This window comes from Duganella sp. Root198D2, assembly GCF_001428585.1.
Classification (GTDB): Bacteria; Pseudomonadota; Gammaproteobacteria; order Burkholderiales; family Burkholderiaceae_D; genus Rugamonas.
The window spans coordinates 37881-64032 of the sequence record NZ_LMIC01000011.1 but is presented as its reverse complement, the minus strand read 5'-3'; the positions used below and the strand labels follow the sequence as shown (position 1 = coordinate 64032).

Here is a 26152-nt window from a genome sequence, read left to right as displayed (position 1 = left end):
TGCTCCAGTGCGGTCATGCGGCCAGCGTGGCACCGCCGTCGACGACCAGGTCCTGCATGGTGATATGGCTGGCCAGGTCGGAGGCCAGGAAAACAATGGTGTTGGCAATCTCGCGCGCGGTGGCGATCTTGCGCAGCGGGATGCCGAGCTTGAACAGCTCCGGCAGGCCGGCGATGGTGCGCTGCATGCCCTCCTCGTCCGGCAGCATGGAGCGCAGCATCGGCGTGTCGGTCGAACCGGGCGACACCAGGTTACAGCGCACCCCGTACTGCGCCAGTTCCAGTCCCGCGCAGTGACTCAGGCTGACCAGTGCCGACTTGGAGGCGCAATACGCCACCATGTTCAGGCGCGGCACGTGCGCCGCATTCGACGCCACGTTGACGATGCTGCCGAAGCGCTGCGCCTTGAACTGCGGCAGCAGCCGGCTCAGGATGTGGAACACGCCGCCCACATTGATGTCGAAGCAAGCCTGCCAGTCCTCGGCGCTGGTGTTCTCCAGCCGCCCCAGGCGCAGCACGCCGGCCGCGTTGACCAGCACGTCCACCCGCGGCGTTTCCAGCAGCAGCTGGCTGCAGGCTTTGTCGATCGCGGCGCGGTCGGTGATATCCAGCTGCACCGTTTTGAAGGGATACTTCTTGCCATGCATGGAGCCCAGCTCCGAATCGAAGCAGCGGTCGATGCCGATCACGCGCGCACCCAGCTGGCGGAATGCCATCGCCGCCTGGTAGCCGATGCCGCGCCCGGCGCCCGTCACCCATACCTGGCGCCCCTCGAAATCAAGGCCGGGAGGGCGCGGCGGCGCATGCGGGCGCGCCGAAGTCAGGTTGTTCTGGTCAGCCAGGAACATGGCTCACCTCATGCGGCCAGCTTGCGCTGCAGGACGTCCCACCACGCGTTCAGCGTTGGCGTGCCGGCCAGCTCTTCGAAGCTGACGCGCACGCCCAGCTTCTCCCATTCGGCCACCAGCGCCATCACCTCCAGCGAATCGAGGCCGTAGTCGACCAGGTTGTCGTCCGGGCCGAAGCCGCCCTCCTCCAGGCGCGGCAGCAGGCTGGCGCGCAGCCACTCGATGTCCAGCTGCGGACGCGCCGCCAGCACCTGCGCAGTGTGGGTCACGCTGCCGCAGCGGCCGGCCACGTAGCGCAGCGCCATGCGGTGCTCCTCCTCGCTGAAGTCGGCCAGCGCATCGGCCACCATGAACGGCTGCACGTCGCGCATGAAGGCGTCCAGCGCCGTCGTCATGCAGCCGATATGGGCGTATACCCCGGCGATCAGCAGCTGGTCGCGCCCCCAGTCGCGCATCAGCGACTGCAGCTCGGAGCGCTGGAAGGCGCTGTAGCGCCATTTGACCAGCACCGTATCGCCCGGCTGCGGCGCCAGCGCGGCATTCACCTGCTGCAGCGCCGGATCGGCGGTGGTCAGGCCCGGGCCCCACATATCGTTCAGCAGCGCGCGCTCCTCGGCGCTCTGCTCGACCGGCTGCGCGGTGTACACCACCGGCACGCCGCGGGCACGCGCCCAGGCGCACAGGGCGCCGATATTGGCCACCAGCTTGCTGCGCAATTCACTGTCCGCGCCGTAAAAGCGCAGGAAGTAGTCCTGCATGTCATGCACCAGCAGCACGGCGCGGCGCGCCTCCAGCTGCCACGCCACCTTATTGGCGGGCAGGCTGTCGGGCTGCGGCATCGGGTAGGAAGAAATTACGGGAATGCTCATGGTCCAGGCTCCATCTCAATTCGGGATACTGGCGCGCAGCGCCAGCTTGTCGGTCTTGCCGACCGCCGTAAGCGGCAGGCGGTCCAGCATTTCAAAGCGGTCGGGCAGCTTGTAGTCGGCCACGCCCAGGCCGCGCAGGTATTTGCGCAGTTCGACCGGACGCAGGCTGTCGCCGCGCGGCACGATGCAGGCGCAGCTCATTTCGCCCAGCAGCGCATGGGGCACCGAAATCAGCGCCGCCTGCAGCACGCCGGGATGGCGCAGCAGCAGGTTCTCCACTTCCTCGGCAGCGATCTTTTCGCCGCCGCGGTTGATCTGGTCCTTCACGCGGCCGACCACGCGCAGGTTGCCGCCGGCGCCGCGCTGCACCAGGTCGCCCGTGTGGTAGAAGCCGTCCGCATCAAACACGCGCGCATTGTGTTCGGGCGCGCGGTAGTAGCCGCGGAAAGTGTACGGACCGCGCGTGGCCAGCATGCCGGTCTCGCCGTCCGCCACCGGCCGGCCATCCGCATCCAGCACGCGCACCTCGTCGGCATCGCTCATGGGGCGGCCCTGGGTGGTGTAGACCACGTCGTCGGCGTCATCCAGGCGCGTGTAGTTGACCAGGCCTTCGGCCATGCCGAACACCTGCTGCAGCGCGCATCCGAGTTCCTGCGGTACGCGGCGCGCCAGGGCCTCCGCAAAGCTGGCGCCGCCCACCTGCAGCAGGCGCAGCGACGCAAGCTGCGCGCGGCGTTCCGCCTGCTGCGCCGCCTGCAGCCACAGGGCGACAGCGGACGGCACCAGCGCCGCCATGTTCACTGAGTGCTTTTCGATCAGCGCGAAGCAGGCCAGCGGTTCCGGCGCCGGCGCCAGCACCACGGTGCCGCCGGCATGGAACACGCCAAGCGCCCCTGGAGAACTGAGCAGGAAGTTGTGGCCTGCCGGCAGCGCGCACAGGAAGCGCGTGCCGCGGTCCAGGCGGCAGATCTCGGCGCTGCGCCGCACGCTGTAGTAGTAGTCGTCATGGGTGCGCGGGATCAGCTTGGGCGTGCCGGTGCTGCCGCCGGAGAGCTGGAAGAAGGCCACTTCGGAGGCGGGCGAATGCTGCGGCCGCGGCCCGATGCCCTGGGCCTGTTCGCGGAAGCCGTCCTCCCCCAGCACCATGGTGTGCGGCACGGCCAGCTCGCGCGCGAACCCGTCGTTGGCAAACAGCGCATGGCTGGCCGAAGCCACCAGCAGCTTGGGCCGCAGCTGCTGCGCATACGCCGCGAGTTCCAGCCGCTGGTGGCTGAACAGCGCATTCACCGGCGCCACGCCGGCTTTCAGCAGGCCGAAGAAGGCAATATACAGTTCCGCCACATTGGGCAATTGCACCAGGGCGGTATCGCCCACGCCCAGGCCGCGCCGGGCCAGCACTTGCGCCAGCTGCTCCGCCTGTTCGTCCAGCTCGCGGTAGCTGAGCATGCGCTCGCCGCAGATGACGGCGATGCCCTGCGGATGTGCGCGCGCCTGGCGTTCCAGGATCTCGGTCAAAGGCAGCCCGGCCCACAGGCCCTGCTCCCGGTAGCGCTGCGCCGCCTCCTGCGGCCATGCGGTGAATTCGATCATGCGGCCTCCCTTGCGGTCAGTGCGCCGAGCATGGTCTGCAGCTTGGCCTGGGTTTCGGCCCACTCGGCATCCGGGCAGGAATCGGCCACAATGCCGGCGCCTGCAAACAACTGCACGCGGTTGCCGGCCACGCGGCCGCAGCGGATCGTCACCGCCCATTCGCCGTTGCCCTCATCGTCGCACCAGCCCACCATGCCCGCGAACAGCCCCCGGTCAAACGGTTCGACCAGATCGATCAGCTTGCGCGCAAGGCGCGTCGGGAAGCCGCACACCGCCGGCGTCGGGTGCAGGCGGCAGGCCAGCTCCAGCGCCCCCATGGCGGGATCGTGCAACGCCCCTTCGATCGGCGTGGACAGGTGCCACATGGCGGCCGTCGACAGCAGAGAAGGCCGCTCAGGAATATTCAGGTCTCGGCAGACCGGCGCCAGCACGCGGCGGATTTCATCGGTCACCAGGCGGTGCTCGTAAGCGTCCTTGGAAGAGCGCAGCAGCGCCTCGCTCACCTCGCGGTCGCGCGCCGGGTTGGCATCGCGCCGCGCCGAACCGGCCAGCGGATTCGACTCCAGGCGCCCGCCCTCCTTGCGCACCAGCAGCTCAGGCGAGACGCCAACCAGTTCGGAACCGTCCGCCAGCGGCAGCCGGAACTGGAAGCCGGAAGGATTGCGCGCCACCAGGCGGCGGAAGATATCGCCGGCATCGGCATTGCCGGCCAGCTCCACGTCCAGCAGGCGCGATAGCACGGCCTTGCGGATATCGCTCAGGCCAAAATTCGCCACAGCCTGGCGCACGCCTTGCTTGAAGCGCTCTTCGCCTGGAATGCTTTGCGTATGCAGGATGGGCGGCAGTTCCGCCGCCGTGCCGCGCACCATGTCGTTACGGTCGACGAACTCGGACGCCAGCGGCACCACCAGCGCCGACGGCTGGCGCGTATCGAAAGGAATTGCCCCCAGCACCACCGGGTGCGGATTGCCGCGCTCGCGGGCGCGGCGCAAGGCTGCCGCGACATCGGCCTGCAGGCGGCCGGCATCGTGTGCCGGCGTATCGATGCGTTCCGCAACGCCGCTGCCACGCAGCGAACGGTGCGGCGACAGGAATAAGCTTGTAGCCATGTTCTACCTCGCAAACTGTTTGAAATGTTCGCTGGCTTTACGCTGGCTACGGGATCAGGGGGCTGGCCCCTGTGTGCATCAGAAGCTGTAAGTGGCGCTGGCGTAGTAATTGCGGCCCAGCTCAAAGAAGCTGAAGTCCTTGCTCTTCTTCGACAGGTCGACATCGGTCAGGTTCTTGACGCCGGTGCGCAGGGTCCAGTGCTTGCCCGCCTTGGCGGACATGCCCAGGTCGACGCGGGTGTAGCCTGGCAGCTCTTTCTCCGAGTAGAACTGCTTGCCGGTGTAATGCGCCGACAGCGAAGCCTGTACGCCCGGTACTGCAGACCAGGTCAGCCCGACGCGGCCCACGTTTTCAGGACGGTTGTCCAGCACCGTGGTCTTGCCGTTTTCGTTGGTGTAATCCGCCTTCAGGTGGGTGAAGTTGCCCGACAGCGTGAGCAAAGGATGCAGCTGCACGCTCGCTTCCAGCTCCAGGCCTTTGGTCTTGGCCTGCGCCACATTGACCCAGCGGCGCGAATTGGTCGGTGCGTCATAGGTCGCCACAATCAGGTCGTCGACGTCGTTCTTGAAGGCGACGGCGGTCAGGTCCCAGCCCTTCTGGTGCACTTCGAAGCCCAGTTCATAGTTGGTGCTGGTCTCAGGCGACAGTTCGGGATTGCCGGCCAGGAAGCAGCTGCCGCCGCAGCTCACGATACGGTACTCCTTCGTCAACTGGTAGGCATCCGGCGCCTTGAAGGCCTTGCTGATGCCGCCCTTGACGGTCAGCACGTCATTGCCCTGCCATACCAGGTAGCTCTTGGGTGAGAAGTGGCTGCCGAACACGCTGTGGTCGTCCAGTCGGCCGGCCAGCGTCAGGTGCAGGTCTTTGGCCAGCGTCAGTTCATCTTCCACGAAGACCGCCTTGCTGTCGGTGCTGACCTTCCCGGTATCCTTGTAGCTGACGGCATCGCGGATCACCTGGCGGCGCAGGTCGACACCGGCGGTCAGCGCGTTGATGCCAAAGGTCGTGTTGCCGTAAAACTTGGCGTAGGTGTTCTCTTCCTTCAAGGTGCGCTGCTGCGGCTTGTCGTAGCGCGTGTTGAAATCGTGGATCTCGGCGCTCTCGCGGGTGATGTAGGCTGTGGTATTGCCCCAGTCCCAGTTGGCGCGATGGGTCAGGCCGTAGGTGTTGCGTTCGATCTCCTGGTCGCGGATATCCTTGGATTCGAAGTTCCATTCAGGGTAAAAGGCGTAGTAGTACATCACGCGCGGGCGCTTGTCCTTGTTGTAGCCCAGGTCGAAGTCCAGCGACTGGTTTTCCGCCAGCTGCCAGGTCAAAGTGCCGGTCAGGTTGCTGGCCTTTTTCTCCTCCAGGCGCGGGGTGCGCGTCTGGTCGCTGGCCGGGGCTCCCCACCACGCGTCGCGGTCATAGCGCTCACCCGCCAGCGACAGGCTGACGGTGTCGCTCAGCGCACCCGAGACGTTGGCGCCCACGCGATACTGGTCGCCGTCGTAGCCGCTGTCCACGGTGCGGTATTCACCGGTCACGCTGCCCTTCCATTCTTTCGTGGCCGGCCAGGTGATGATGTTGATCACGCCGCCCATCGCATCCGAGCCATACAGCGCCGCCATCGGACCGCGTACGATCTCCACCCGTTTGATGCTGGACAGCGGGATCGAGCTGAAATCGAAATCCCCGCCGCGCCACAGTGCCCCGCCGGACGAGACGCGCTTGCCGTTCACCAGCATCAGGGTGTATTTGCCGCCCAGGCCGCGGATGCGAATTTCGTCGCGGCCGTTGTCGTCGGTCTGGTTGTTCACACCGACGCTGTCGCGCAGCAGGTCGGCCAGGCCGTTGACCGGCGACCTGGCGATATCTTCGGCCGTAATGACGGTAGTGAAGGCGGGTGCATTGGCCACGGTGTGTGCTCGCATGGAAGCGGTGACCACGACGACGTTGCCATCGCCGACGCCGCCAGCATCATCGGCAAAGGCAGGCAGGCCGATGGCGGCCAGGCTTGCCGCGAGAAGGGTTTTCGAAAGGGACATAACAAGCAGTGAGTTTGAAAAAGAACGCAAATGATAATCATTCTCATTCAATGATGCAAGAAGTATAAGGCAAAAAAGTTAATCTGGTTCAATAATTAACAGCTACCATCACGTTCAGGAGGAGATTCATGGATCACGTGCACCTGATGTCGGTATTTGTGGCGGTGGGCGAACAGGAAAGTTTTGCCGGCGCTTCGCGCACCCTGGATATGTCGCCGGCCGCAATCACACGCGCCATCGCGGCGCTGGAAGAAAAGTTGGGCGCCCAGCTGCTGCAAAGGACCACCCGCAATGTCCGCCTGACCGAAGCCGGCCAGCGTTACCTGGACGATTGCCGCAACATCCTGGCCAGCATCGACGAGGCCAACGACGCCGTCGCAGGCGTCAATTCGACGCCGAAGGGCAACCTGTCGGTCACTGCTTCCGTCCTGTTCGGGAAGAACTTCGTTACCCCCTGCATCGTACAATTCCTGCAGCAGTACCCTGATGTCGACGTGTCGGCCTACTTCCTTGACCGAGTAGTCAACCTGATTGAAGAAGGCATGGACGTTGCCGTGCGCCTGGGCCCCCTGCCCGATTCCAGCATGAAGGCGCTGCGCGTGGGCCAGATGCGGCGCGTCCTGTGTGCCTCCCCCGAATACCTGGCCCGGAACGGCGTGCCGCAACATCCGGAAGAACTGCAACAGCATACGATCATCGCGGCCAGCAATATCACTCCGCGCGTGGAATGGAAGTTCGGCGATGGGGACAATGCCCTAACCGTCCGCATGAAACCGCGCTTCACCGTCACCAGCAACGACTCCGCCATCCGCGCTGCAGTGGACGGCCTTGGCATCTGCCGCCTGCTTTCCTACCAGATGGCGGACGAACTGGCGGCCGGCAAACTGAAGATCATCCTGCCGGAATTCGAAGAGGAGCCGTGGCCGGTACACATCCTGCACCGCGAAAGCAAATACGGCTCCTCCAAGGTCCGCAAGTTTATCGACCTGCTGGCGCAGCACCTTCGGACGCACCCGCACCTGAACTGAGCTTGCCGAGGAAGCTGCCGGTGATGGCAGCGACTTCGTCCAGCTTCGTATCCATCACAAAGTGCCCGCCGTCCAGGACGTGTACTTCCGCCGCAGGGTTGTCGCGTTTGAAGGCCTGCGCGCCCGGCACGGTGAACGCCAGGTCGTGCTTACCCCACACCACCAGGGTCGGCAACCGTCGCTGCTTCAGCCAGGCCTGCCACTCAGGATAGGCCGCCAGGTTGTGCTGGTAGTCGTAAATCAGGTCGGCCTGGATACGCGCCTGGCCCGGGCGATTGAGATAGGCATATTCATCCATCCACAAGTCGGGATCGTACGCGTCGATGGCAGGATCACTGCCGATATGCCTTGCACGCGTCGCAGCCACCGACTGGTGCACGGCGATGACATCCTTCTCGTGCGCCGCACGGTCCGCCCAGAATGGCTTGCGCTTGGCCCACATTGCCCCTAGCCCTTCCTCGTACACATTCCCGTTCTGGAATACCAGCGCCTGCACCGCCTGCGGCCGCGACAGCGCCATGCGCATGCCGACCGGCGCCCCATAATCCTGCATCAGCAGCACGTAGCGTTGTGCACCGACTGCATCGGTGAACTTGTGCATCACCGACGCCAGGTTCTCGAAGGTATAGGCGAACTTGGCTGGATCGGGTGCATCGCTGTTGCCGAAGCCAGGATAGTCCGGCGCCACCAGGTGGTAGCGGTCACCCAGCTTGCGCAGCAGGCCGTCATACATGCGTGAGGAACTTGGCACGCCGTGCAACAGCAGCACCGTGGGTTTGCTGACATCGCCCGCTTCACGATAAGCGATGTTGATGCCATCCACGGCGACCGTGCGATAAGCGACAGGGGCGGCTTGGGCGGCCCCGGCAAGTGCGAGGGTGGCGGCGGCTACGAGTTTGTTCATGTTGTTCTCCAGTGGGATGTCGATGGCCCCACTGTACCGACGCCAAGGGCCGGGCGGAACGCCGCCATGCGAAATGGATTGTTTCGCTGCGCGTAGTTCCGGCTCCCAAAAGCGCTTCCTACAATCCATCCCATCACAACTATTTTTGAAGGAAGCGAACATGAACACCTCCCGCATCGCCGCATCCCTGGCCCTGGCCTTTGCAGCCGCCACCGCATCCGCCGCTTCAACGGACGTGAGCTACCGCAGCGTGAAAGTCGACGGCGTCAACATCTTCTATCGCGAGGCTGGCCCGAAAGACGCGCCAACCGTGCTGCTGCTGCACGGCTTCCCCACGTCATCACAGATGTTCCGTAACCTGATTCCACAGTTGGCCGACCGCTATCATGTCATTGCGCCTGACTACCCTGGTTTCGGGCAAAGCGATGCACCGGCCGTCGACAAATTCCCCTACAGCTTCGATAACCTGGCAAACGTAGTCGACAAATTCACCACCGTCGTCGGCGCATCGAAATACGCTTTGTACGTGCAAGATTACGGCGCCCCGATCGGCTTCCGCCTCGCAGCCGCCCACCCAGAGCGGGTATCTGCCATCGTGGTCCAGAACGGCAATGCCTACGCCGAAGGCCTCGACAACGAGTTCTGGGCGCCGTTCAAGGTCTATTGGGCCGACAGGACCGAGGCGAATGCAGCCAAGCTCAAACCATTCTTCGAGATCGGTGCGACCAAATGGCAATACACACACGGCGCGCGCGACGCCAGCAAGATCAGCCCCGATGCATGGACCGTCGACCAGGCCTATATGGACCGCCCCGGCAACAAGGACATCCAGCTCGAACTGTTCTACAGCTACGGCAGCAACCCGGCGCGCTATCCGGAGTGGCAAGCCTACTTCCGCAAACACCAGCCGCCGATGCTGATCGCCTGGGGCAAGAACGACAAGATCTTCCCCGCCGCCGGCGCAGCACCATACCTGCGCGACCTGCCGAAGGCCGAGCTGCACCTGCTCGACACCGGTCACTTCGCCCTCGAAGAGGACGGCGAGCAAATCGGCAAGCTGATGGGCGATTTTCTGGCGCGCAAGACTAGGTAGCGATATGCAAGGATCTGCGCACGATTGAAATGGCAGTTGCAAATATCTAAATGCTTTTTTAATATTTAATTCGGCCATGGCTTTAATGCCATAAAGCAATCTTCGCAGAACCCTTGAATGAACACCATATCCGATCCCTTATCAGCAACCGGTGAGCTCCACCAAACCAACCGGTTGCTTCGCTTGCGCTTCCCCCATGAAGACGGGCCCGATGCCAGCTTGCTGGCAAATCGCCTTGATGCTTCCGAGGGCGTCTCGCGCGATTTCGAATTCACGGTCGAAGCGATCTCGAGCGATCCCGGCATCGCGCTGAAGGATGTGCTGGGGAAGATGGTCACCATTGAACTGGTGCGTGAAGACCGCAGCTTGCGCTACTTCAATGGTTATGTGTTCGAGTTCCGGCTCTTACGTGCCGATGGCGGCCTGGTCTTCTATGAATTGGTCCTGCGGCCCTGGTTGAGCTATCTCAAGCTGCGGCGGGATCACTATCTGTTCCACGACAAATCCTTGCTTGGGCAAAGCGACGACATCCTGGCAGACTACCCCGTGCGCGACGTTGAGTTCCGTATCATCGGCGAGGATCCCGCATACACCGATGCCTGCCAATACGGCGAAACCGATTACAACTACCTGCACCGACGCTGGGAGCAGCATGGCTGGATGTACTGGTATGAGCATCGGGCCGATGGTCACACACTGTTAGTAACCGATGATTCCACGCAGTCCGCGGCAATCGACGGCCAGCACCCCGAAATACCGTTCCAGAAAGAGGCTGGCGCCACTGAAGACGACGCCTTGGGGGAATGGACTGCGGTGCGCCACCTGGTGCCCGCCAGTTACGCCATGTCGAGCTTCGACTTCAAGAATCCGCGCCCAGTGTTTACCGACCAGCCCAGCATCAACCGGCAGGGCAAAGTCCTGAACAAGGAGATGTACGAATTCACTGGGACGTATGGCTTCCGCAACCAGGGAGAAGGCGATGCGATGACGCGCCTTCGCCTGGAGGAAATCGAAGCAAATGCCAAGCACTTTGAGGGCGCCGGCAACGACCGCACGGTACAACCAGGCCGGCATTTCGAGCTCAAAGGCCATTTCGATGGCGCAGCCGGCGGCGATGCCGCCGCAATGACCTTCCTGATTCTGGAAGCGCGCCATCAGGCCAGTAACAACTACCAAGCCGGTAAGCAGGCACGCTCCAGTTACGAGAACTCGATTCGCTGCATCCGCAATACGATTCCCTGGCATCCGGGGCGCGGCTTCAACAGCGAGGAGCCGCAAGCCTACGGTATGGAAACCGCGCTGGTTGTCGGGCCACCGGGCGAGGAAATCTATACCGACAAGTATGGTCGCGTGAGGATCCAGTTCCACTGGGACCGCGACGGCAAGTACGACGATAAGAGTTCGGCCTGGGTACGAGTTGCAACCGCCTGGTCGGGATCGAATTTCGGCATGACAAGCATTCCCCGTATTGGCACGGAAGTAATCATCCAGTTCCTCAATGGGAATCCGGATCGTCCGCTAATCATGGGCATGGTGCCGAACGCCGACACCATGCCGCCCTGGGACCTGCCCGCCAATAAGACGCAGAGCGGCATCCTGTCGCGCTCATCCCCTGGTGGAAGTTACGACCATGCCAATGCCATCCGCTTTGAGGACAAAAAAGGCCAGGAGCAGTTGTGGCTCCACGCCGAGAAAGACCAGCTCACCGAGGTGGAAAACGATGAAGACAAGTGGGTGGGCAATGATCGCCGCAAAACCGTTGACCGCGACGAGACGACCGAGGTAAAGCGTGACCGTACCGAGACCGTCGGCAGGGACGAAACCATCACGGTCCATAACAATCGCAGCGAGCGGGTCGACCACAATGAAACGATCAGCATTGGCGACAATCGGAGCGAGGACGTAGGCAAAGACGAAAAAGTCTCAATTGGCGGCAGCCGCCATGTGACAGTCGGCATGATCAAAACCGAGACAGTGGCGTTGGCCAAAATGCTGACGATCGGCGGTGCCTACCAGACTACCGTCGGCGCCGGCATGAACACCACCGTTGCACTGATGCAGGCGGAGCAGGTTGGCCTTTCCAAGTCGGTGATCGTCGGTAAGAAAACTTCGTTCACCGCGGGCGAAGAGTTCCGCATCGAAGTGGGCGAAAGCGTCTTTGTGATGAAAAAAGACGGGCGAATCGAGATCACGGGCAAGGAAATCATCATTCGGGCATCGAAGAAGATTGAACTGCATGGTGACGATGTCGACACCAACCCAAAAGGGTAATGCCGCCTTGATCCCATCCTTGCCGACACTGCGACTCGACAATCGCACCGAATTTGACGCGCTGCACTTCGATACGCTGGACCAGAACGGCGTAGCGTTCCACGTGATTGTGGCAAAAACCGGATACCGCCTGGTCCCTGGCGAGGCCGGACAAGCGACGCTCGCCCCAACCGATGAACCGCTCCCCCTGTACGACCAGGATCACTACTACGACAATGACCTGGACCACAGCGTTCGCGCGGAAAGCGACCTGGCCCCGTACAAGCCCGTTTGCGACGTCGTGGTAATCGGCGACGCCTGCCCGCCGGCAAATGCAAAGGTTCGTCAATTCGACATTGGCCTGCGTGTCCAGCTTCCCGACACCAAGGCGCCTTTGCCCGAACGCCCGCGGCCGTTGAACCCTATGCAGGCATTGGCACCAGCCGTGTTCGAAGAGTGGCAGGAACAGTTGGCCATTGCAGAAAATACCCGCATCCCCGGCAAAGTCCTGGTCGACAAGACGCTGCATGTAAGCGGCAAGCGCTATTTGCGCCGTCGCCCTGCCCTGCTGCGAGCACTGGGTAGCGTGCTGCGTTTCGCGTCACTAGGTGTGGTAAAGCCTTGCCCGTGGCGCCTGACGCCGGCCGAAGCAGCAACGGCAATCCCATTACGTTATGAAGCAGCTCCCGGCGGCGAGTGCCGCATCGAACGCGCCAGCGGCTTGTCCAAACGGATACCCAAGAAGCATCGCCTGCCGCAAGACCAAGCCGCCAATTACCCGACACCGCCTGGTCCACCCGAAGCGCACGACAGCAGCCAGCGCAATCCGGTGGGCCAGGGCTTCAGCCGTCGCTGGTACCTGGATGCGACGCGCACTTCCGAACTGCCTGCACCCTGCATCGAATATTCCGATGCTCCGCTTACTGCAGAGCTATTCTGGCAAACTGCCAATGGCGGGGAAGCCATGTCCGCGGCCGGCCTGGGATTCGTAGGCCGCGGCTGGCTGCCGCGCCGGCAGCTGGTTGGCAAAGTGGAGGAAAAAAGCGACTGGGGTGAGGACGAATTCCCGCAACTACCGAAAGAGTTTGATTTCCGATACTGGAATGGCGCTCCCGACGACCAGCAATGCCCTCACCTCACCGGCAGTGAACAGTTCACGTTGACCAACCTGGGGCGCGAGAGCTCGGTGTTGGGCCAGGCCGATGCGAGCGGCAACCGCAAGCTCACGTTCGGCCTGCCGCAGCAGTCACTGTTTGCGCTCGGGGCAAATGAGGATGGCGCAGTGGCCGTCATGCCTCTATCCATAGATACCGTTCTGATTGACATGGAATCCGAGCAAGTCGAACTCACGTGGCGCATCGCCATCGTCGCCGATGGCGATTTCGAAGAAGTGAGGTTGATGCACGCAACGGATCCAGCTCAGTTGACACGCCTGAAGGAATGGCAGTCCGGGAAAGAAGATCCCGCGTCCCAAACGAACACCCTGCAGCCTGCATAACCGCTCCATTTACACGCCATGGCTCACGAAACAGTCACCAAATCCGCACGCTTCTATTGCGTCAGCATGACGCCGGACTTTTGCAAAACACCGGTAGGTAGCAGCGTCGCCGTGCTTCCCTATAACATCAAGGGTGAGTTCAAGGGTGCAGAAAGCGTCTCCAAAAGCGTCAAGACGCACAGCGAACCGGTCCTTCTGCACAACAAGAGCTACATCCCCAGTATTACTGGCGACGAACGGGGCACCTTGGGCGGTATCAAGAGCCAGACTTACCTCAAACGCGCCCAACCGATGGAGTTCAGCTCCACGAAGGGTTCGAATGGCGCCCAGACAATCCAGGAATCGCGCTTTGTCTACATGAACGACAAGAACACGGTCGGGCGCATCCAGGAACGCAAGGTGCAAGGAGCTCGTCCACGCTTGAAGATCTTCGGCGTCGAAGTCCCTACGCTGAAGGAAGCAGCACAGGAGTACAAGGACAACATCTCCGAACCGCTGCACGATTTCGGCAATAAGGCCATGGACGTGGGCGGCAAGATCGGAACTGGCAGCGCAGCGCTGGGTGTCGCAGGCGCCGGCGTCGCAGCCACCGGTGTCGGCTTGCCCGCTGCCGCCGCAATGGAAACCGGCGCTGTCGCTGGCGGCATCACCGCGGGCGCGGTAGCCGGCACTGGTTTCGCTGCAGACTCCTCGGCCACCATGCTGGACAACGCCGCGGACTACATCCTTAGCGGCAAAACGCCGGACGTGATGGGCACCTTGGGAGGCATGGCAACCAACGCTGCGGAAAACTTCGTACTGAAAAAGATTCCCGGCGCCAGCGGCTTGCTGAAACGCCTCTTCAAGAAGAAGCAGGCACCAGGCCATACGCCCCCGCCACCGAAAAAGCCGCCCGAGTCGAAAAAGGGCGGCAACGATGGCGACGGCAGGGATGGCGGCAAGACCAAACAGGAAAAGCCGAAGAAGCAGGACAAGCCGGCATCGTGCTGCCCCAAAGATAAAGGTCCGGGGAAGAAGAAAGCCAGCAGCAACAAGCCGGTACACTTCGGCACTGGCGAAGAAATCCTGTACCAGGAAGATTTCGAACTGAGCGGCGCGATTCCCATCATTTGGAGCCGCACCTACCGCTCCGGATCGGAGACTGAGGACTGGAGCATGATGGGCGGACGCTGGGCCCTGCCGTTCAACTCTGGCGTCTCGGTCTGCCGCGAAGGCATCGTTTACCACGATGACACCGGCCGTGCAGTACGCCTGCCCTACCTGGAGATTGGCGCCGAACACGAGCACCGCGGCGAAGGCTTCACCCTTTGTCGCAACAGCGAAGCGATGTTCACCCTTGCATGGCGCAACGGCAACGTCGACACCTTCCATCGCGGTCCGGACGGCGTTCTGCCGCATGGCTATCAAGGCGTCAACGCCATGCTTAAGCCGCGCGACCCTGCGCTTACGCAACGCTTCTACCTGACGCGCGCAGTCGGCCGGAATGGGCGCGGCACCAGCATCCAGCGCTTCTTCGACGCCGCGCCGGATGAAATCCTGCTGCGCGTGTCGACTGACGACGGTTTGCAGGTGGAAGCCTTCCGGGGCCCCCTGCTGCCGGGCGAGGTCGTCTCCGGCCCACAGCGTGCCAGCGCGCGCATCGGGCGCGTCGAGCAAGTATTGGACGAAGAAACCCGCCTTTGCCACGCGCGTTATGACTTCGAAGTGGAGCCTGCCGGCACCGATGCGGCGCTTCCGCAACGCTGGCGCCTGGTACGCCAGTCCAACATCGCCGGCGATGCACGCACCTACGCGTATTCTCACGGCTTGCTCACCGTATGCACCACCTACAGCGGTTTTTCCTACGGCCTGGAATGGGTCAGCCTGGCGCACATTCGAGAACGCTGGGCTGGCAGCAAGCTAAGCGATGCCGAACTTGCCCAACGCCACCCACTCACGCTGGCCAACAGCTACAGCGCGCGCGCAGTACGCACTACCACCGCTGATGGCCGCGACCAGGTGCAAATTGAGTATCGCGATATCGACACCACCATCGTGACAGAGGCCGATGGCGGAAAGCTCGAATACAGTTTCGACCACAATTGGCTGATTACAGAGATTCGCCGCATCGACGCCACAGGAAAGCCAGTATCACTGGGCAAGCGAGAATGGGACAAAGACGGCAAGCTGCTTGCGGACATCGACGCGATGGGCAACGCAAGCCGCTACACGTACGACGCCAAAGGCAACCTGCTGACAGTGACCGACGCCTTGGGCTACGTCACCACACTCGCCTACAACGCGCAAAACCAGCTGATCGCCGAAACTGACGCCCTGGGCCATACGTCGACAATGGAGTACGACGGCCAGGGCAATCTCATTGAAACCAAGGATGCACTCGGCCGCAGTACCCGCTACCGTTACGACTCCAGCGGCCAGTTAATCCAGATTGTCGATGCGCGTGGCGGCATCAAGCAGCTTCACTACGACGCTTCAGGCAGGCTGGCCTCTTACACGGACTGCTCGCAACTGACTACGCGCTACAGCTACGATAACCGTGGCAGCCTGTCGCAGGTCGAAGACGCTGCAGGCCAGCGCACTACCTACCGCTACAATGTAACTGGGGAATTGTCGGAAATAGCTCGCCCAGATGGTACAAGCGAGCACCTGGCCTATGACGCAGAAGGACGCCTCATCGACTACGTCGATCCGAAAGGCCAGCGCACACGCTATGCCTACAACGGTCACGGCTTGCCTGTCGAACGAATGGACGCAAACAACCAGACGATGCGCTACGTCCATGACGAGGCGTTGCGCGTCGTCGAGCTGGTCAACGCGAATAATGAGAGCTATCGCTTCACGTATGACGCAGAGAGCCGGCTCGCCAGCGAAACCGGGTTCGATGGCAAAACAACCAGCTATGAATATGACCGCGCCGGCTATTTGAGCGCCAGCGAAACTGCCGGCAAACGCACCAGCTACGCGCGCGACTCGCTGGGCCAGCTCGATGCCAAAGTTGACGTCGACGGCAGCGTGCGCTATGCCTACGATGCCTTGGGCCGCCTGACTGCCATCCGCAACGCCGGTGCCGATATTCGCTATGCCTACGATCCTGTGGGTCAACTCATTGACGAGCGCACCGCTTATGCCCTGCACAATGTCGCCCTGCCCGATCAGGAAGTGGAATACGACGCCGCATTCACGCTGACACACGCCTATGATGAATTGGGTAACAGGATCCACACCGTCCTGCCCAATGGCCGCTTGGTGGAGATCCAGCGCTACGGTTCGGGTCACTGGCACGGAACCCTGTGGAATGGCAATTCCATCGTAGATATTGAGCGCGACAAGCTGCACCGCGAAACCGAGCGGCTGGCCGGCAACGGCAACGAACGCATGCGGACCGAAAAGCGCTACGATCCGCAATCCCGCTTGACTGCCATCTCCTTGCACAAAGGCGGGCAAGTGCTTCACAAGCAGAATTATGGATACGATCGGGCGGGAAACCTGAGCCAGGTTGACGACGAATTGCGTGGCGTTACCCGCTATACCTACGATCCTGTGGGGCAGATTCGCTCCGCGGTACAGCCGGGCCTCACTGAGCTATTTGAATTTGATCCCGCAGGGAACCTGCTGGACCCTGGCGCCAAAGACAGCACACAAAGCCTGCAAGAACAACCACTGGCTGAGGCTCCTCGGCCGCGCCTGCCAAAAGTCACGCATAACCTGCTGCGCCAGTACATGAATTTTGCTTATCAATACGATGAGCAAGGTAACACCATTCGCAAGTCCATCCATCGGCTGGCCGGCGCCAATGATGCGGGCGAACTGAGCTTTGCTTACGATTCGGAAAACCGGCTCCTGCATGTCAGCCGCGCTTTTGCCAACGCCGACTCCGCTACCATTGTCCATTACCGATACGATGGTTTCGGGCGCCGAATCGCCAAGCACACTGAGCAAGGTGGCGTGACCTTCTACGTTTGGGACGGCGATCAGTTGTGCCACGAAGTGCGGGACGATAAGTCTGTCAGCTATTTGTATGAGCCGGAAAGCTTTGTGCCATTAGCCATGGTCGAAACACCGGTCGGCAGCAAGGAGTACGCATCCCGGCAAACGTTCAGGGCGCCGGTTTCCGCATGGCGCCTGCCGGATGTCGGGGATGCGACAGCGCATTTGGAGGACTGGCAAGCGCATTTGGCAAAGCTCGAAGAGCTACAACACCAGGAACGTTGGAACGCGCGCCGCCAGCAGGCAGCTGAATTATGCGCTTCTGACCGAATTTATCACTATAGCTGCGATCGGCTGGGGACTCCGCAAAGGCTGCATGCCGACGATGGCACGCTGGTTTGGTCCGCCATCTACCGCACCTGGGGCCGCGTGCTCTCCGCCGACCGAGCAATCGTCGCGCAACCATTGCGCTTCCAGGGGCAATACGAGGACGCAGAGACCGGCCTTTACTACAACCGCTATCGCTATTACGATCCGGATTGCGCCCGCTATATCACGCAAGATCCGATCGGTTTGGCTGGAGGTACGAACCTCTATCGCTATGTCGATTCCCCAACTACTTATGTCGACCCGCTAGGCCTATTTGCCACGGCAGCGTATGTCTACGGTGTGGGCAATCGAATCGAAAGCGCAACGGCTACTATTACGCCATCGGACCTCAATACTGGCAGCAATACCAACGCTACATCTCGACGATGGGCACGCAAATTGGGCTGTCCGCTGGATGATGCTGGTCACGTGGTCGGCAATCAGCTAGGCGGGCGCGGAGGGAAGAAGTATGTATTCCCACAGACGTTAGGCGTTAACCGAGGAAGATTCGCGCAGTGGGAAAGCGAAATTGCCGACCAGGTGAGACAAGGCGCAACCGCGTATCTTGACATCAGGCTCATATATAACGGTAATTCAACCCGACCCGACCGTATTGCATACAGCTATACAATTAATGGTCACACCGAGTCGACGGTGTTCCAAAACCCAAGAAATTGTCCATAGGAGAAAAAAGATGTCTGACGTAACTTTGGAAAGTGCGAAAGCAGTGGCAATAGAGTTCTTCCACGAAATGACCGAGTGGGAAAAATGGTGCGCTGAATTTGATATTGATCAACCAAGCGAGGAAACGCACGAAATACGCTTGGCCCGCTTAGAAGCGATATTTAACAAATACCTCACTTCGAAGGCACTCAAGCACAAGCAGTCGCGTTACGAGTTTCTTGACTTTAAGATGCCTCCTGAATTCTCTCGTGGCATTTCCGATGTTGAGCCAGCAGATGGGGGGAAAGTTTGGATCTATAAACCGATTGGCGCAATGAACGGACGGGCACGTTTTCTCATGGAAAACGAAGGCGGCGCTTGGAAGCTGGCGTTGAAGGAGCAAGATCCTGCAAATACCGGTAAATGGAAACGGTATCTAGATCTTTAATAGACAGTATCGGTACCGCTGACGAATTGCTTGAACGTTGTCTGGCTCCATGGGACCGGCGCAATGAACGGGCAAGCACGCTTCTTAATGGCGAATGAAGCCGGCGCCTGGAAGGTGGCGTTGAAGGAACAGGATCCGGCCAACATCGGAAAATGGAAAAGATACCTCGATATCTGATATGACAGCGAAATGGCAACGACTGAAACTATGCTAGGAAATGCAAAGGCCGTGGCAACTGAGTTCTTCCACGAGATGACTGAATGGGAGAAATGGTGTGCTGAATTTGATGTGAATCGGTCAAGCGAGGAAACTCATGAGTTACGCCTCACCCGCCTTGAGGCAATATTCAACAACTATCTCACCGCGAAGGCGCTCAAGCACAAGCAGTCGCGCTACGAGTTCCTTGACTTCGAGATGCCGCCGGAGTTCTCTCACGGCATTTCCAGTGTCGAACCGGCAGAAGGTGGAAAGGTCTGGGTCTATAAGCCGACAGGCATGATGAACGGACGTGCGCGCTTTCTAATGGAGAGCGAAGACGGCACTTGGAAGGTGGCATTTAGGGAAGACGATGTCGCGAATACCGGAAAATGGAGGAAGGCCTTAGATCTATAATCCTTGGCGTAGTCTGTCGACGGATCTCCGGGTCGGCAAAAGACGATATCGGTCCGACGATGACCGCAAGAGCTTTTGAGAGCGGGAGAGATGCGATAACCAAGTTCGATAGGATTGTAGGCGTCGTCGCATCATTTTTGAAGAAGGTGGCCAACGAGAGGCGTGCCTGTCGGGTTCAATTCCTACTTCGCGAGGAAACGCAAGCCGAGCATCTGCAGGCTCTGCGCGATATTTGCGAAGAGCCTCAACATTTGAAATGACAAAGAGATATCGGTGAATGATGCAACTATGCTAGGAAACGCAAAGGCCGTGGCAATTGCGTTTTTCCACGAGATGGCCCACTGGGGAAAATGGTGCGCTGAACTTGATAAGCCATCTCGCCGACGTGAGATGGCCCGCCACTACGTCGAAGCCGGCCGCATGACTGTCAAGAGTGCCTGTGTGGCCTTCGGCATCAGCCAGACTTGCTACCGTTATCAAGCCAAGCTCAATGCTGAAAATGAGGCCATAGCCGATTGGCTGGTTCGCCTGACGAACAACCAGCGCAACTGGGGCTTCGGTTTGTGCTTCCTGTTCCAGCGCAACGTAAAGGGCTTCACCTGGAACAAGCAACATCAACTACAACATGCTCCACGACGAATTCACTCCATTCCCAATTTTCCGATGCGATCAGTGACACTGCACTTCGTATGCTTGGTCCTGATGGTGCGGCAGGTTTCATGGAGTTCTTCTTCGATTACGCGCACGGCATATGGCGCAACCGGCTGTATGACAAGGCAGCCTTAAGCATACGAAAAAATGGGCATGAAACCACTAATGAGCAAGGTCAAACCGGGTGATTTGTTTTACGTCCCGGCCACGAACAAAGAGTGCAAATCTGGCTTTGTGATCGGGCGCTATATTGAACTTGTCCCTACGAATGCTGGTCATTTGATCGAGGTATTTGCAAGATTTTATACAGAACTGCCCAAGTCGATCGATGAGGTTGATAAAAGCCAGCGCTTATTCCGCCCGATCATGTGTTCGCTACGATTTGAGGAAATTCCCAAATGGAAGGTTTTGTTCAGCGATCCCAGTTACGACACAAGCCAATCGGACTACGGCAGTATTGCCATCGCATTTGATACAAAGCTCTGGAGTGGCGGGAAGAGCCGAAGCGCAACAAAGGAGGAACTCCAGGAATTTGAGGACTCGACCTGCTGGCGGATGCATCACATCGTTTTTAGGGTCAATGCACACTTGGCCGGAATCTTCGGCCCAAATGATTGCTATGACTATCACCGCGTACCAAAAGGACTGCGCGTGGACGACCCCGCAGCAAAGGAAGAAGTAATTGCCTTAGCTGAAGCGATGGATGCGCGATTTAAAAATTGGGAAGACGTGGAAAAGGCACGCAGGCCGCGTAAGCCCCTAATGGGTCAATCATGAGGGCTGGCCAAAAAGCGTCACTCACGGCGAGGCTCATGTTCATATGCATAGGATCCGCTGGGCCGCAGCACTTCCGACTCACGACGCACAGCTCGATCTGTTCAGTTAGGACGCGGCTGCCAATACCGTCCACTCCTTACCGGAGAACTCGCAATTTCTAGAAGGATAAAGTTATGGTGCACTTCAAGTCTATTTCAGATTTGATTGCAGGCTTAAGCAAGCTTAAACAGGAGGCATGGATTCACACGGATATGACGGTTTGGCTGTCGAATCCCGAAACGGCAGATTTTTATTACGTGCATTGGGCTTACTTGCAAAGTCTGGATGATGACGAAGTTTTCGAGAACGATGATGGTGACGAGCTACCACTTGTATTGAGGGAAAAAAATTTGAACGAATGAATGCTTGTCAATGTGCTTGCTGACATTGCGGCTCGCCTTGAGTCGAAAGAGAACTGCGTAAGAAAATTCATTGATCAGGTCAACTATTACCGTGAATTTGACACCTTTATGCATTGACCCAGTAAATCGTTCATCCTCGATGAAATTGAGGCGGCTCAGCGTGGACCGAGCCGCACCATGCTTCTGGAGAAATTGAATGCCGCTTGACGTCGCATTGAAAAACTTTGCTGGCGCTTTTGCAGCCGGGTCCGCAAATTTCGGAACGCTCGAGTGTCGTGAATTCCAGCCGATCGTTGAACCGATTCCGCTTGGTCCGGTCCTACACGACTACTATGGACGGCTGAGTATGAGCGACAAACCGCAGGTGGGCGGGCGACTCCTGCTGATGCTGTTCACGCTCGATGATCTTGAGACTTGCCAGCATGGATGGCGCTGGATACGCAAAAATAATGGCCCTGTCATAGACGATCCCGCCTGGAACAAGCATTGGATCGTCATCGCCTACCACCATGGCGATGCTATCGTTGTCGATGACAGTACCGCCAGCGGCGTTGTAACTGGCCACATTGGCTCATTCAATGTGAAGATTGCCGACGATCTCGCCAGCTTTTTCCAAGTCATGGCCGAGGCTATGACGCTTGAGGCGAGTACCTTCAACTACGAAGTGCTCGACGAAGACTTTAGCCCCATTCCCGACTTTCTCAATGCAGTCAGTGCCATTGCACGGCGCGTGCTTGTGCCTGCTGGTGAGGCAGGTTTCATGGAATTCTTCTTCGGTTGATGGCGCGGCTAATGACGCAACGTCATCGACCATTAGCTGATGGGCACTTTCGTCGAACGTAACGCCAAGTAAGTCGGCACCGCGCGCGTTTGAGCCACATCAACCGCGCGCTTTAGCCAGAGGCGAAAATGATAGGATCCTTTTCAAGGAGCTGCCATGGAAGCCACTCCCCCGCCCGAGCTCGCCGCATATGAGCAACGCACTACGCAACTGGAGAAAACGGTGAATGATCTCTCCTGCGACCTGAAAACGCTGCGATCGCACATAGACGGCCGCTTCATTGAGCAACGTGCCCATTTTGATGCTCAGCTTTTCGCGACAACGGAAAAGCTCAATGCCCGCATGGACTCACAAACTTATATGATCATCGGCATGCTGGTGGCGGTCTTTCTCGCCCTGGTTGCGCTGGTCGCGAGTTAACGAAAAAACCCTGCCAGATCAATGACCTGGCAGGGTTTCTGTACGTCCTGGTGCCGGAGATAGGAATCGAACCTACGACCTTCTCATTACGAATGAGCTGCTCTACCAACTGAGCTACACCGGCAAAGAGCCCGGATTATAACAAACAAACTTGCGCGTTTGCTAGTATCAGGGCGCCATCATTGCAAAAATTACACGGATTCCTGGTGGTAGCTGGTGACCAGTGCCACTTCGTCGCGGGAACCGAGGAAGACTGGCACGCGCTGGTGCAGTTTTTCAGGCTGGATGTCGAGGATGCGCTTCTGGCCATCGGTGGCCATGCCGCCGGCCTGTTCAACGATAAAGGCCATCGGGTTCGCTTCGTACATCAGGCGCAGGCGGCCCGGCTTGGATGGGTCTTTATTATCGGCCGGGTACATGAAGATGCCGCCGCGGTTCAGGATGCGGTGCACGTCGGACACCATCGAGGCGATCCAGCGCATATTGAAGTCGGTACCGCGCGGGCCGGTGGTGCCGGCCAGCAGTTCGCCGATGTAGCGCTGCACCGGCGCGTGCCAGTGGCGCATGTTGGACGAATTGATCGCAAATTCCTTGGTCTTGGCAGGAATCTGCATATTGCGCTGGGTCAGCACCCACGAGCCCATCTCGCGGTCCAGGGTGAAGCAGTTCACGCCGTTGCCGGTGGTGAGCACCAGCAGGGTTTGCGGGCCGTACACGGCGTAGCCGGCGGCCACTTGCTTGGCGCCTGGCTGCAGGAAGTCTTTTTCGGTCGGCTCGGTCATGCCTTCCGGCGCCTTCAACACGGAGAAGATAGTACCGATCGATACGTTGACGTCGATGTTGGAGGAGCCGTCCAGCGGGTCGAACACCAGCAGGTATTCGCCTTTCGGGTAGCGGTTAGGGATCGGGTGGATGTCTTCCATTTCTTCCGACGCCATCGCCGCCAGGTGACCGCCCCATTCGTTCGCTTCCAGCAGGATTTCGTTGGAGATCACGTCCAGTTTCTTCTGGACTTCACCCTGCACGTTTTCCGATTCCAGTGCGCCCAGCACCTCGCCCAGTGCGCCTTTGCCAACGCTGTGGGAAATGGTTTTGCAGGCGCGGCCTACCACCTCGATCAGGAGGCGCAGTTCGGCTGGGATGCTGTGGTGCTGGCGTTGTTCTTCAACGAGGTATTGGGTCAGGCTGATGCGTTTCATTATTTCCCTAGGTTTGTGCTTAATTAGTTTGCGAGTGCTTTGCTGACCACTTCCATCACGTCGTTCGACAGTTTGGCGGCGGCGGCGACTTTTTCCAGCGCATGGCGCATATGGATTTGCAGCGCCGGCGCATAGCGGCGCCAGCGGTCCATGCTGCGGGCCAGGCGGGCGGCCACTTGCGGGTTTAGGGCGTCGAGCTTGATCACGTGCTCGGCCCAGAATTCGTAGGCGCTGCCGTCGGCGGCGTGGAATTGCGATGGATTCTGGTTGCAGAAGCTGAACAACAGGCTGCGGGCGCGGTTCGGGTTCTTCAGCGTGAAGGCCGGGTGTTTCATCAGCTCGCGTACCTTGGCCACGTTGGTGTGCGGGGCGGAACCCTGCATGGCGAACCATTTGTCCACCACCAGCGCTTCGCCTTTGAAGTCCTTGTAGAAGGCGTCGAGCTGCTTGCCTGCGTCGGCGCCGCTGTGGATCAGGGCGGACAAGGCGGCGGCGCGATCGGTCATATTGGTGGCGGCAGAGAACTGCTCGCTGGCCAGCTTGACCGCTTTGGGATGAGGCTCTACCAGCATATAGGCCAGCGCCAGATTCTTCAGGCCACGCTTGCCGGCCGAGAGGGCATCCGGGCTGTATGGCCCCGGCGTGCCGTTGGCGTGATACGCCTCCAGCAGCTCGTTTTCCAGCGCATCGCCGATGACGGAACGTACAAACTGGCGTGCGATGTGGATCGCTTGCGGATCGACCACGTCCATCCGCTCGCCGATGATGGTCTCCGACGGCAGGATCAATGCCATTTCGCGGAAAGCTGGATCCAGCGACGTATCGGCCAGCAGCTCGCGCAGCGCGACGATATAGGTGTGATCGAGTACCAGCTCTTCGCCCTTTTGCACGGCGGCGGTCAGCGACAGCAGGCGTTCCATGGCCAGGCGCTGGCCGGCTTCCCAGCGGTTCACCGGGTCGCTGTCGTAGCGGAACAGGTGCAGCAGCTCGTCATCGGTGTACGGGTATTCCAGTACCACCGGCGCGGAAAAATCGCGCAGGATCGAAGGTACCGGCGCTTCGGCCACGCCTTCGAAGCGGAAGGTCTGCTCGGCCTTGGTCAGTTCCAGCACCTTGGTCGGGATCAGGTCCTTGCCATGGCGGTCCAGCAGGCCCACGGCCACTGGAATATGGAACGGCTGCTTCTCGGACTGGCCCGGCGTGGCCGGACAGGTCTGGCGTAGCGTCAGTTCATACACCTGCCTGGCGCCATCGTGGTGGCCGCTGGCGCTGACTATTGGCGTGCCAGCCTGGCTGTACCAGCGCTCGAACTGCTTCAGGTCGCGCTTGTTGGCGTCGGCCATCGCGGCGCGGAAATCATCGCATTGCACGGCCTGGCCGTCATGGCGTTCGAAGTACAGGTCCATGCCCTTGCGGAAGCCTTCGCGGCCCAGCAAGGTCTGGTACATGCGCACTACTTCAGCGCCCTTCTCGTACACGGTCACCGTGTAGAAGTTGTTGATCTCGACGAAGGAATCGGGACGCACCGGGTGCGCCATCGGGCCTGCGTCTTCCGGGAACTGGGCCTGGCGCAGCGTGCGCACCTGGTCGATGCGGGTCACGGCGCGGCCGCTCTCGGTACCGATCATGTCGGCGCTGAATTCCTGGTCGCGGAATACGGTCAGGCCTTCTTTCAACGACAGCTGGAACCAGTCGCGGCACGTCACGCGGTTGCCGGTCCAGTTGTGGAAGTATTCGTGGCCGACCACGGCTTCGATGCCGGCGTAGTCGATATCGGTCGCCACGCGCGGATTGGCCAGCACGAACTTGGTGTTGAAGATGTTCAGGCCCTTGTTTTCCATCGCGCCCATATTGAAGTCGCTGACGGCAACAATCATGAAGCGGTCCAGGTCCAGTTCCAGGCCCCAGCGTTCCTCGTCCCAGCGGATCGAGTTCTTCAGCGACTCCATCGCGTAGTCGGTCTTATCGAGGTTGCCCTCTTCCACCCACACCTGCAGCAGCACTTCGCGGCCGGACTTCAGCTTGTATTTCTCTTCCTGGCACACCAGGCGTGCGGCCACCAGGGCAAACAGGTAGGACGGCTTCTTGAACGGGTCTTCCCACTTGGCGTAGTGTCGGCCGTCGCCAAGGTCGCCCTCTTCCAGCAGATTGCCGTTGGAGAGCAGAACCGGGTATTGCTCCTTGTCGGCGCGCAGCATCACGGTGTAGCGCGCCATCACATCCGGACGGTCCGGGAAGTAGGTGATGCGGCGGAAGCCTTCGGCTTCGCACTGCGTATAGAAACCACTGCCCGAAGTGTACAGGCCGGAAAGCGTGGTGTTTTCGACCGGGGCGCAGGTGGTTTCGATTTCCAGCAGCACATTGATCGGTGCGTTGCGGATGGTCAGAGTATTGTTGCCAATAATATATTGGTCTGGGTTCAGCGCCACCCCGTTCATGCGCAGGGCGACCAGCTCAATGGCTTCGCCGTGCAGCACCAGGTCGTGGCTCTTGCTGTCCGGGTTATGGCGCAGTTGCACGCGGTTGGCGACGATGGTGCAGACGGGATCAAGGTCGAAGCCCAGTTCCACGGTCTCCACCAGGTAGCTGGGCGGCGTGTAGTCTTTACGATAAATCGTTTGCGGGCTGTCGGTACGCATGGTTTGGGCGAGCGAGGACAAAGAAGGCTATTTTACCAATACCGGGCAA

General features: G+C 60.0%; 19 protein-coding genes, 1 tRNA gene and 1 pseudogene. 12 read left to right on the top strand and 9 right to left on the bottom strand.

Annotated features, from left to right (window positions below; all coding sequences use genetic code 11):
* Window positions 1–13: 13 nt before the first annotated feature.
* From dhbA to ASE26_RS11940, 5 genes are all read right to left on the bottom strand, one after another.
* Complete coding sequence (gene dhbA / locus ASE26_RS11960) at window positions 14–847, bottom strand: 2,3-dihydro-2,3-dihydroxybenzoate dehydrogenase (RefSeq protein ID WP_082591344.1); 834 nt, start codon at window positions 845–847, stop codon at window positions 14–16.
* An 8-nt stretch (window positions 848–855) separates the two neighbouring features.
* Window positions 856–1716 carry an isochorismatase family protein gene (locus ASE26_RS11955; protein WP_055929935.1) on the bottom strand — a complete coding sequence of 287 codons (861 nt, stop codon included), beginning with the start codon at window positions 1714–1716 and terminating at the stop codon, window positions 856–858.
* Between the two features lie 15 nt (window positions 1717–1731).
* Window positions 1732–3306, bottom strand: coding sequence for a (2,3-dihydroxybenzoyl)adenylate synthase (locus ASE26_RS11950; RefSeq protein ID WP_055929932.1), 1575 nt, complete (start codon window positions 3304–3306; stop codon window positions 1732–1734).
* Window positions 3303–4415: an isochorismate synthase MenF gene (locus ASE26_RS11945; protein ID WP_055929929.1), complete on the bottom strand. Its 1113-nt coding sequence runs from the start codon at window positions 4413–4415 to the stop codon at window positions 3303–3305. The genes ASE26_RS11950 and ASE26_RS11945 overlap by 4 nt, the downstream gene beginning before the upstream one ends.
* Before the next feature lie 78 nt (window positions 4416–4493).
* Window positions 4494–6443, bottom strand: a complete 1950-nt coding sequence (locus tag ASE26_RS11940) for a TonB-dependent receptor domain-containing protein (protein WP_057246294.1) — start codon at window positions 6441–6443, stop codon at window positions 4494–4496.
* A 128-nt stretch (window positions 6444–6571) separates the two neighbouring features.
* On the opposite strand from ASE26_RS11940, the gene ASE26_RS11935 reads away from it, so the two are divergent.
* Window positions 6572–7471: a LysR family transcriptional regulator gene (locus ASE26_RS11935; protein ID WP_055929924.1), complete on the top strand. Its 900-nt coding sequence runs from the start codon at window positions 6572–6574 to the stop codon at window positions 7469–7471.
* Here the strand turns inward: ASE26_RS11935 and ASE26_RS11930 are convergent.
* Window positions 7422–8375, bottom strand: a complete 954-nt coding sequence (locus ASE26_RS11930; RefSeq protein WP_055929920.1) for an alpha/beta fold hydrolase — start codon at window positions 8373–8375, stop codon at window positions 7422–7424. The two genes, ASE26_RS11935 and ASE26_RS11930, sit on opposite strands and share 50 nt — an antisense overlap.
* A 160-nt stretch (window positions 8376–8535) precedes the next feature.
* Here ASE26_RS11930 and ASE26_RS11925 point away from each other — a divergent pair, with 160 nt between their 5' ends.
* The 11 genes and pseudogenes from ASE26_RS11925 to ASE26_RS11870 all read left to right on the top strand — a co-directional run bounded on the left by ASE26_RS11925 (window position 8536) and on the right by ASE26_RS11870 (window position 22265).
* A complete protein-coding gene (locus ASE26_RS11925) occupies window positions 8536–9468 on the top strand; it encodes an alpha/beta fold hydrolase (RefSeq protein ID WP_055929916.1) in 933 nt (310 codons plus the stop codon).
* A gap of 117 nt (window positions 9469–9585) precedes the next feature.
* Window positions 9586–11739, top strand: coding sequence for a type VI secretion system Vgr family protein (locus tag ASE26_RS11920; protein ID WP_057246293.1), 2154 nt, complete (start codon window positions 9586–9588; stop codon window positions 11737–11739).
* On the top strand, window positions 11714–13216 hold the full coding sequence (locus tag ASE26_RS11915; RefSeq protein WP_162246554.1) for a DUF2169 domain-containing protein: 1503 nt from the start codon (window positions 11714–11716) through the stop codon (window positions 13214–13216). The genes ASE26_RS11920 and ASE26_RS11915 overlap by 26 nt, the downstream gene beginning before the upstream one ends.
* A gap of 18 nt (window positions 13217–13234) precedes the next feature.
* Window positions 13235–18196, top strand: a complete 4962-nt coding sequence (locus ASE26_RS11910; RefSeq protein WP_082507274.1) for an RHS repeat-associated core domain-containing protein — start codon at window positions 13235–13237, stop codon at window positions 18194–18196.
* Window positions 18197–18206: 10 nt separating this feature from the next.
* Window positions 18207–18623 (top strand): NTF2 fold immunity protein, encoded by a 417-nt coding sequence (locus ASE26_RS11905; RefSeq protein ID WP_055929905.1) that lies wholly within the window; start codon window positions 18207–18209, stop codon window positions 18621–18623.
* A gap of 189 nt (window positions 18624–18812) precedes the next feature.
* The gene (locus ASE26_RS11900; protein ID WP_055929902.1) at window positions 18813–19235 is read left to right on the top strand and encodes an NTF2 fold immunity protein; all 423 of its coding nucleotides are present in this window, start codon (window positions 18813–18815) and stop codon (window positions 19233–19235) included.
* Window positions 19236–19604: 369 nt separating this feature from the next.
* Window positions 19605–19841: pseudogene (locus tag ASE26_RS31500) on the top strand (IS3 family transposase); the annotation flags it as partial.
* A gap of 210 nt (window positions 19842–20051) precedes the next feature.
* Window positions 20052–20663 carry an Imm26 family immunity protein gene (locus ASE26_RS11885; RefSeq protein WP_200953791.1) on the top strand — a complete coding sequence of 204 codons (612 nt, stop codon included), beginning with the start codon at window positions 20052–20054 and terminating at the stop codon, window positions 20661–20663.
* A 173-nt stretch (window positions 20664–20836) separates the two neighbouring features.
* Window positions 20837–21064, top strand: coding sequence for a hypothetical protein (locus ASE26_RS11880; protein ID WP_055929893.1), 228 nt, complete (start codon window positions 20837–20839; stop codon window positions 21062–21064).
* 196 nt (window positions 21065–21260) lie between these two features.
* Window positions 21261–21845: a hypothetical protein gene (locus ASE26_RS11875; protein WP_055929890.1), complete on the top strand. Its 585-nt coding sequence runs from the start codon at window positions 21261–21263 to the stop codon at window positions 21843–21845.
* A 156-nt stretch (window positions 21846–22001) separates the two neighbouring features.
* Window positions 22002–22265, top strand: coding sequence for a hypothetical protein (locus ASE26_RS11870; protein WP_055929887.1), 264 nt, complete (start codon window positions 22002–22004; stop codon window positions 22263–22265).
* A gap of 48 nt (window positions 22266–22313) precedes the next feature.
* On the opposite strand, the gene ASE26_RS11865 is transcribed toward ASE26_RS11870, so the two are convergent.
* From ASE26_RS11865 to pepN, 3 genes are all read right to left on the bottom strand, one after another.
* A tRNA-Thr gene (locus ASE26_RS11865) sits at window positions 22314–22389 on the bottom strand.
* 67 nt (window positions 22390–22456) lie between these two features.
* Window positions 22457–23464, bottom strand: a complete 1008-nt coding sequence (locus ASE26_RS11860; protein ID WP_055929884.1) for a class 1 fructose-bisphosphatase — start codon at window positions 23462–23464, stop codon at window positions 22457–22459.
* 23 nt (window positions 23465–23487) lie between these two features.
* Window positions 23488–26103 carry an aminopeptidase N gene (pepN, locus tag ASE26_RS11855; RefSeq protein WP_055929881.1) on the bottom strand — a complete coding sequence of 872 codons (2616 nt, stop codon included), beginning with the start codon at window positions 26101–26103 and terminating at the stop codon, window positions 23488–23490.
* Window positions 26104–26152: the final 49 nt, after the last annotated feature.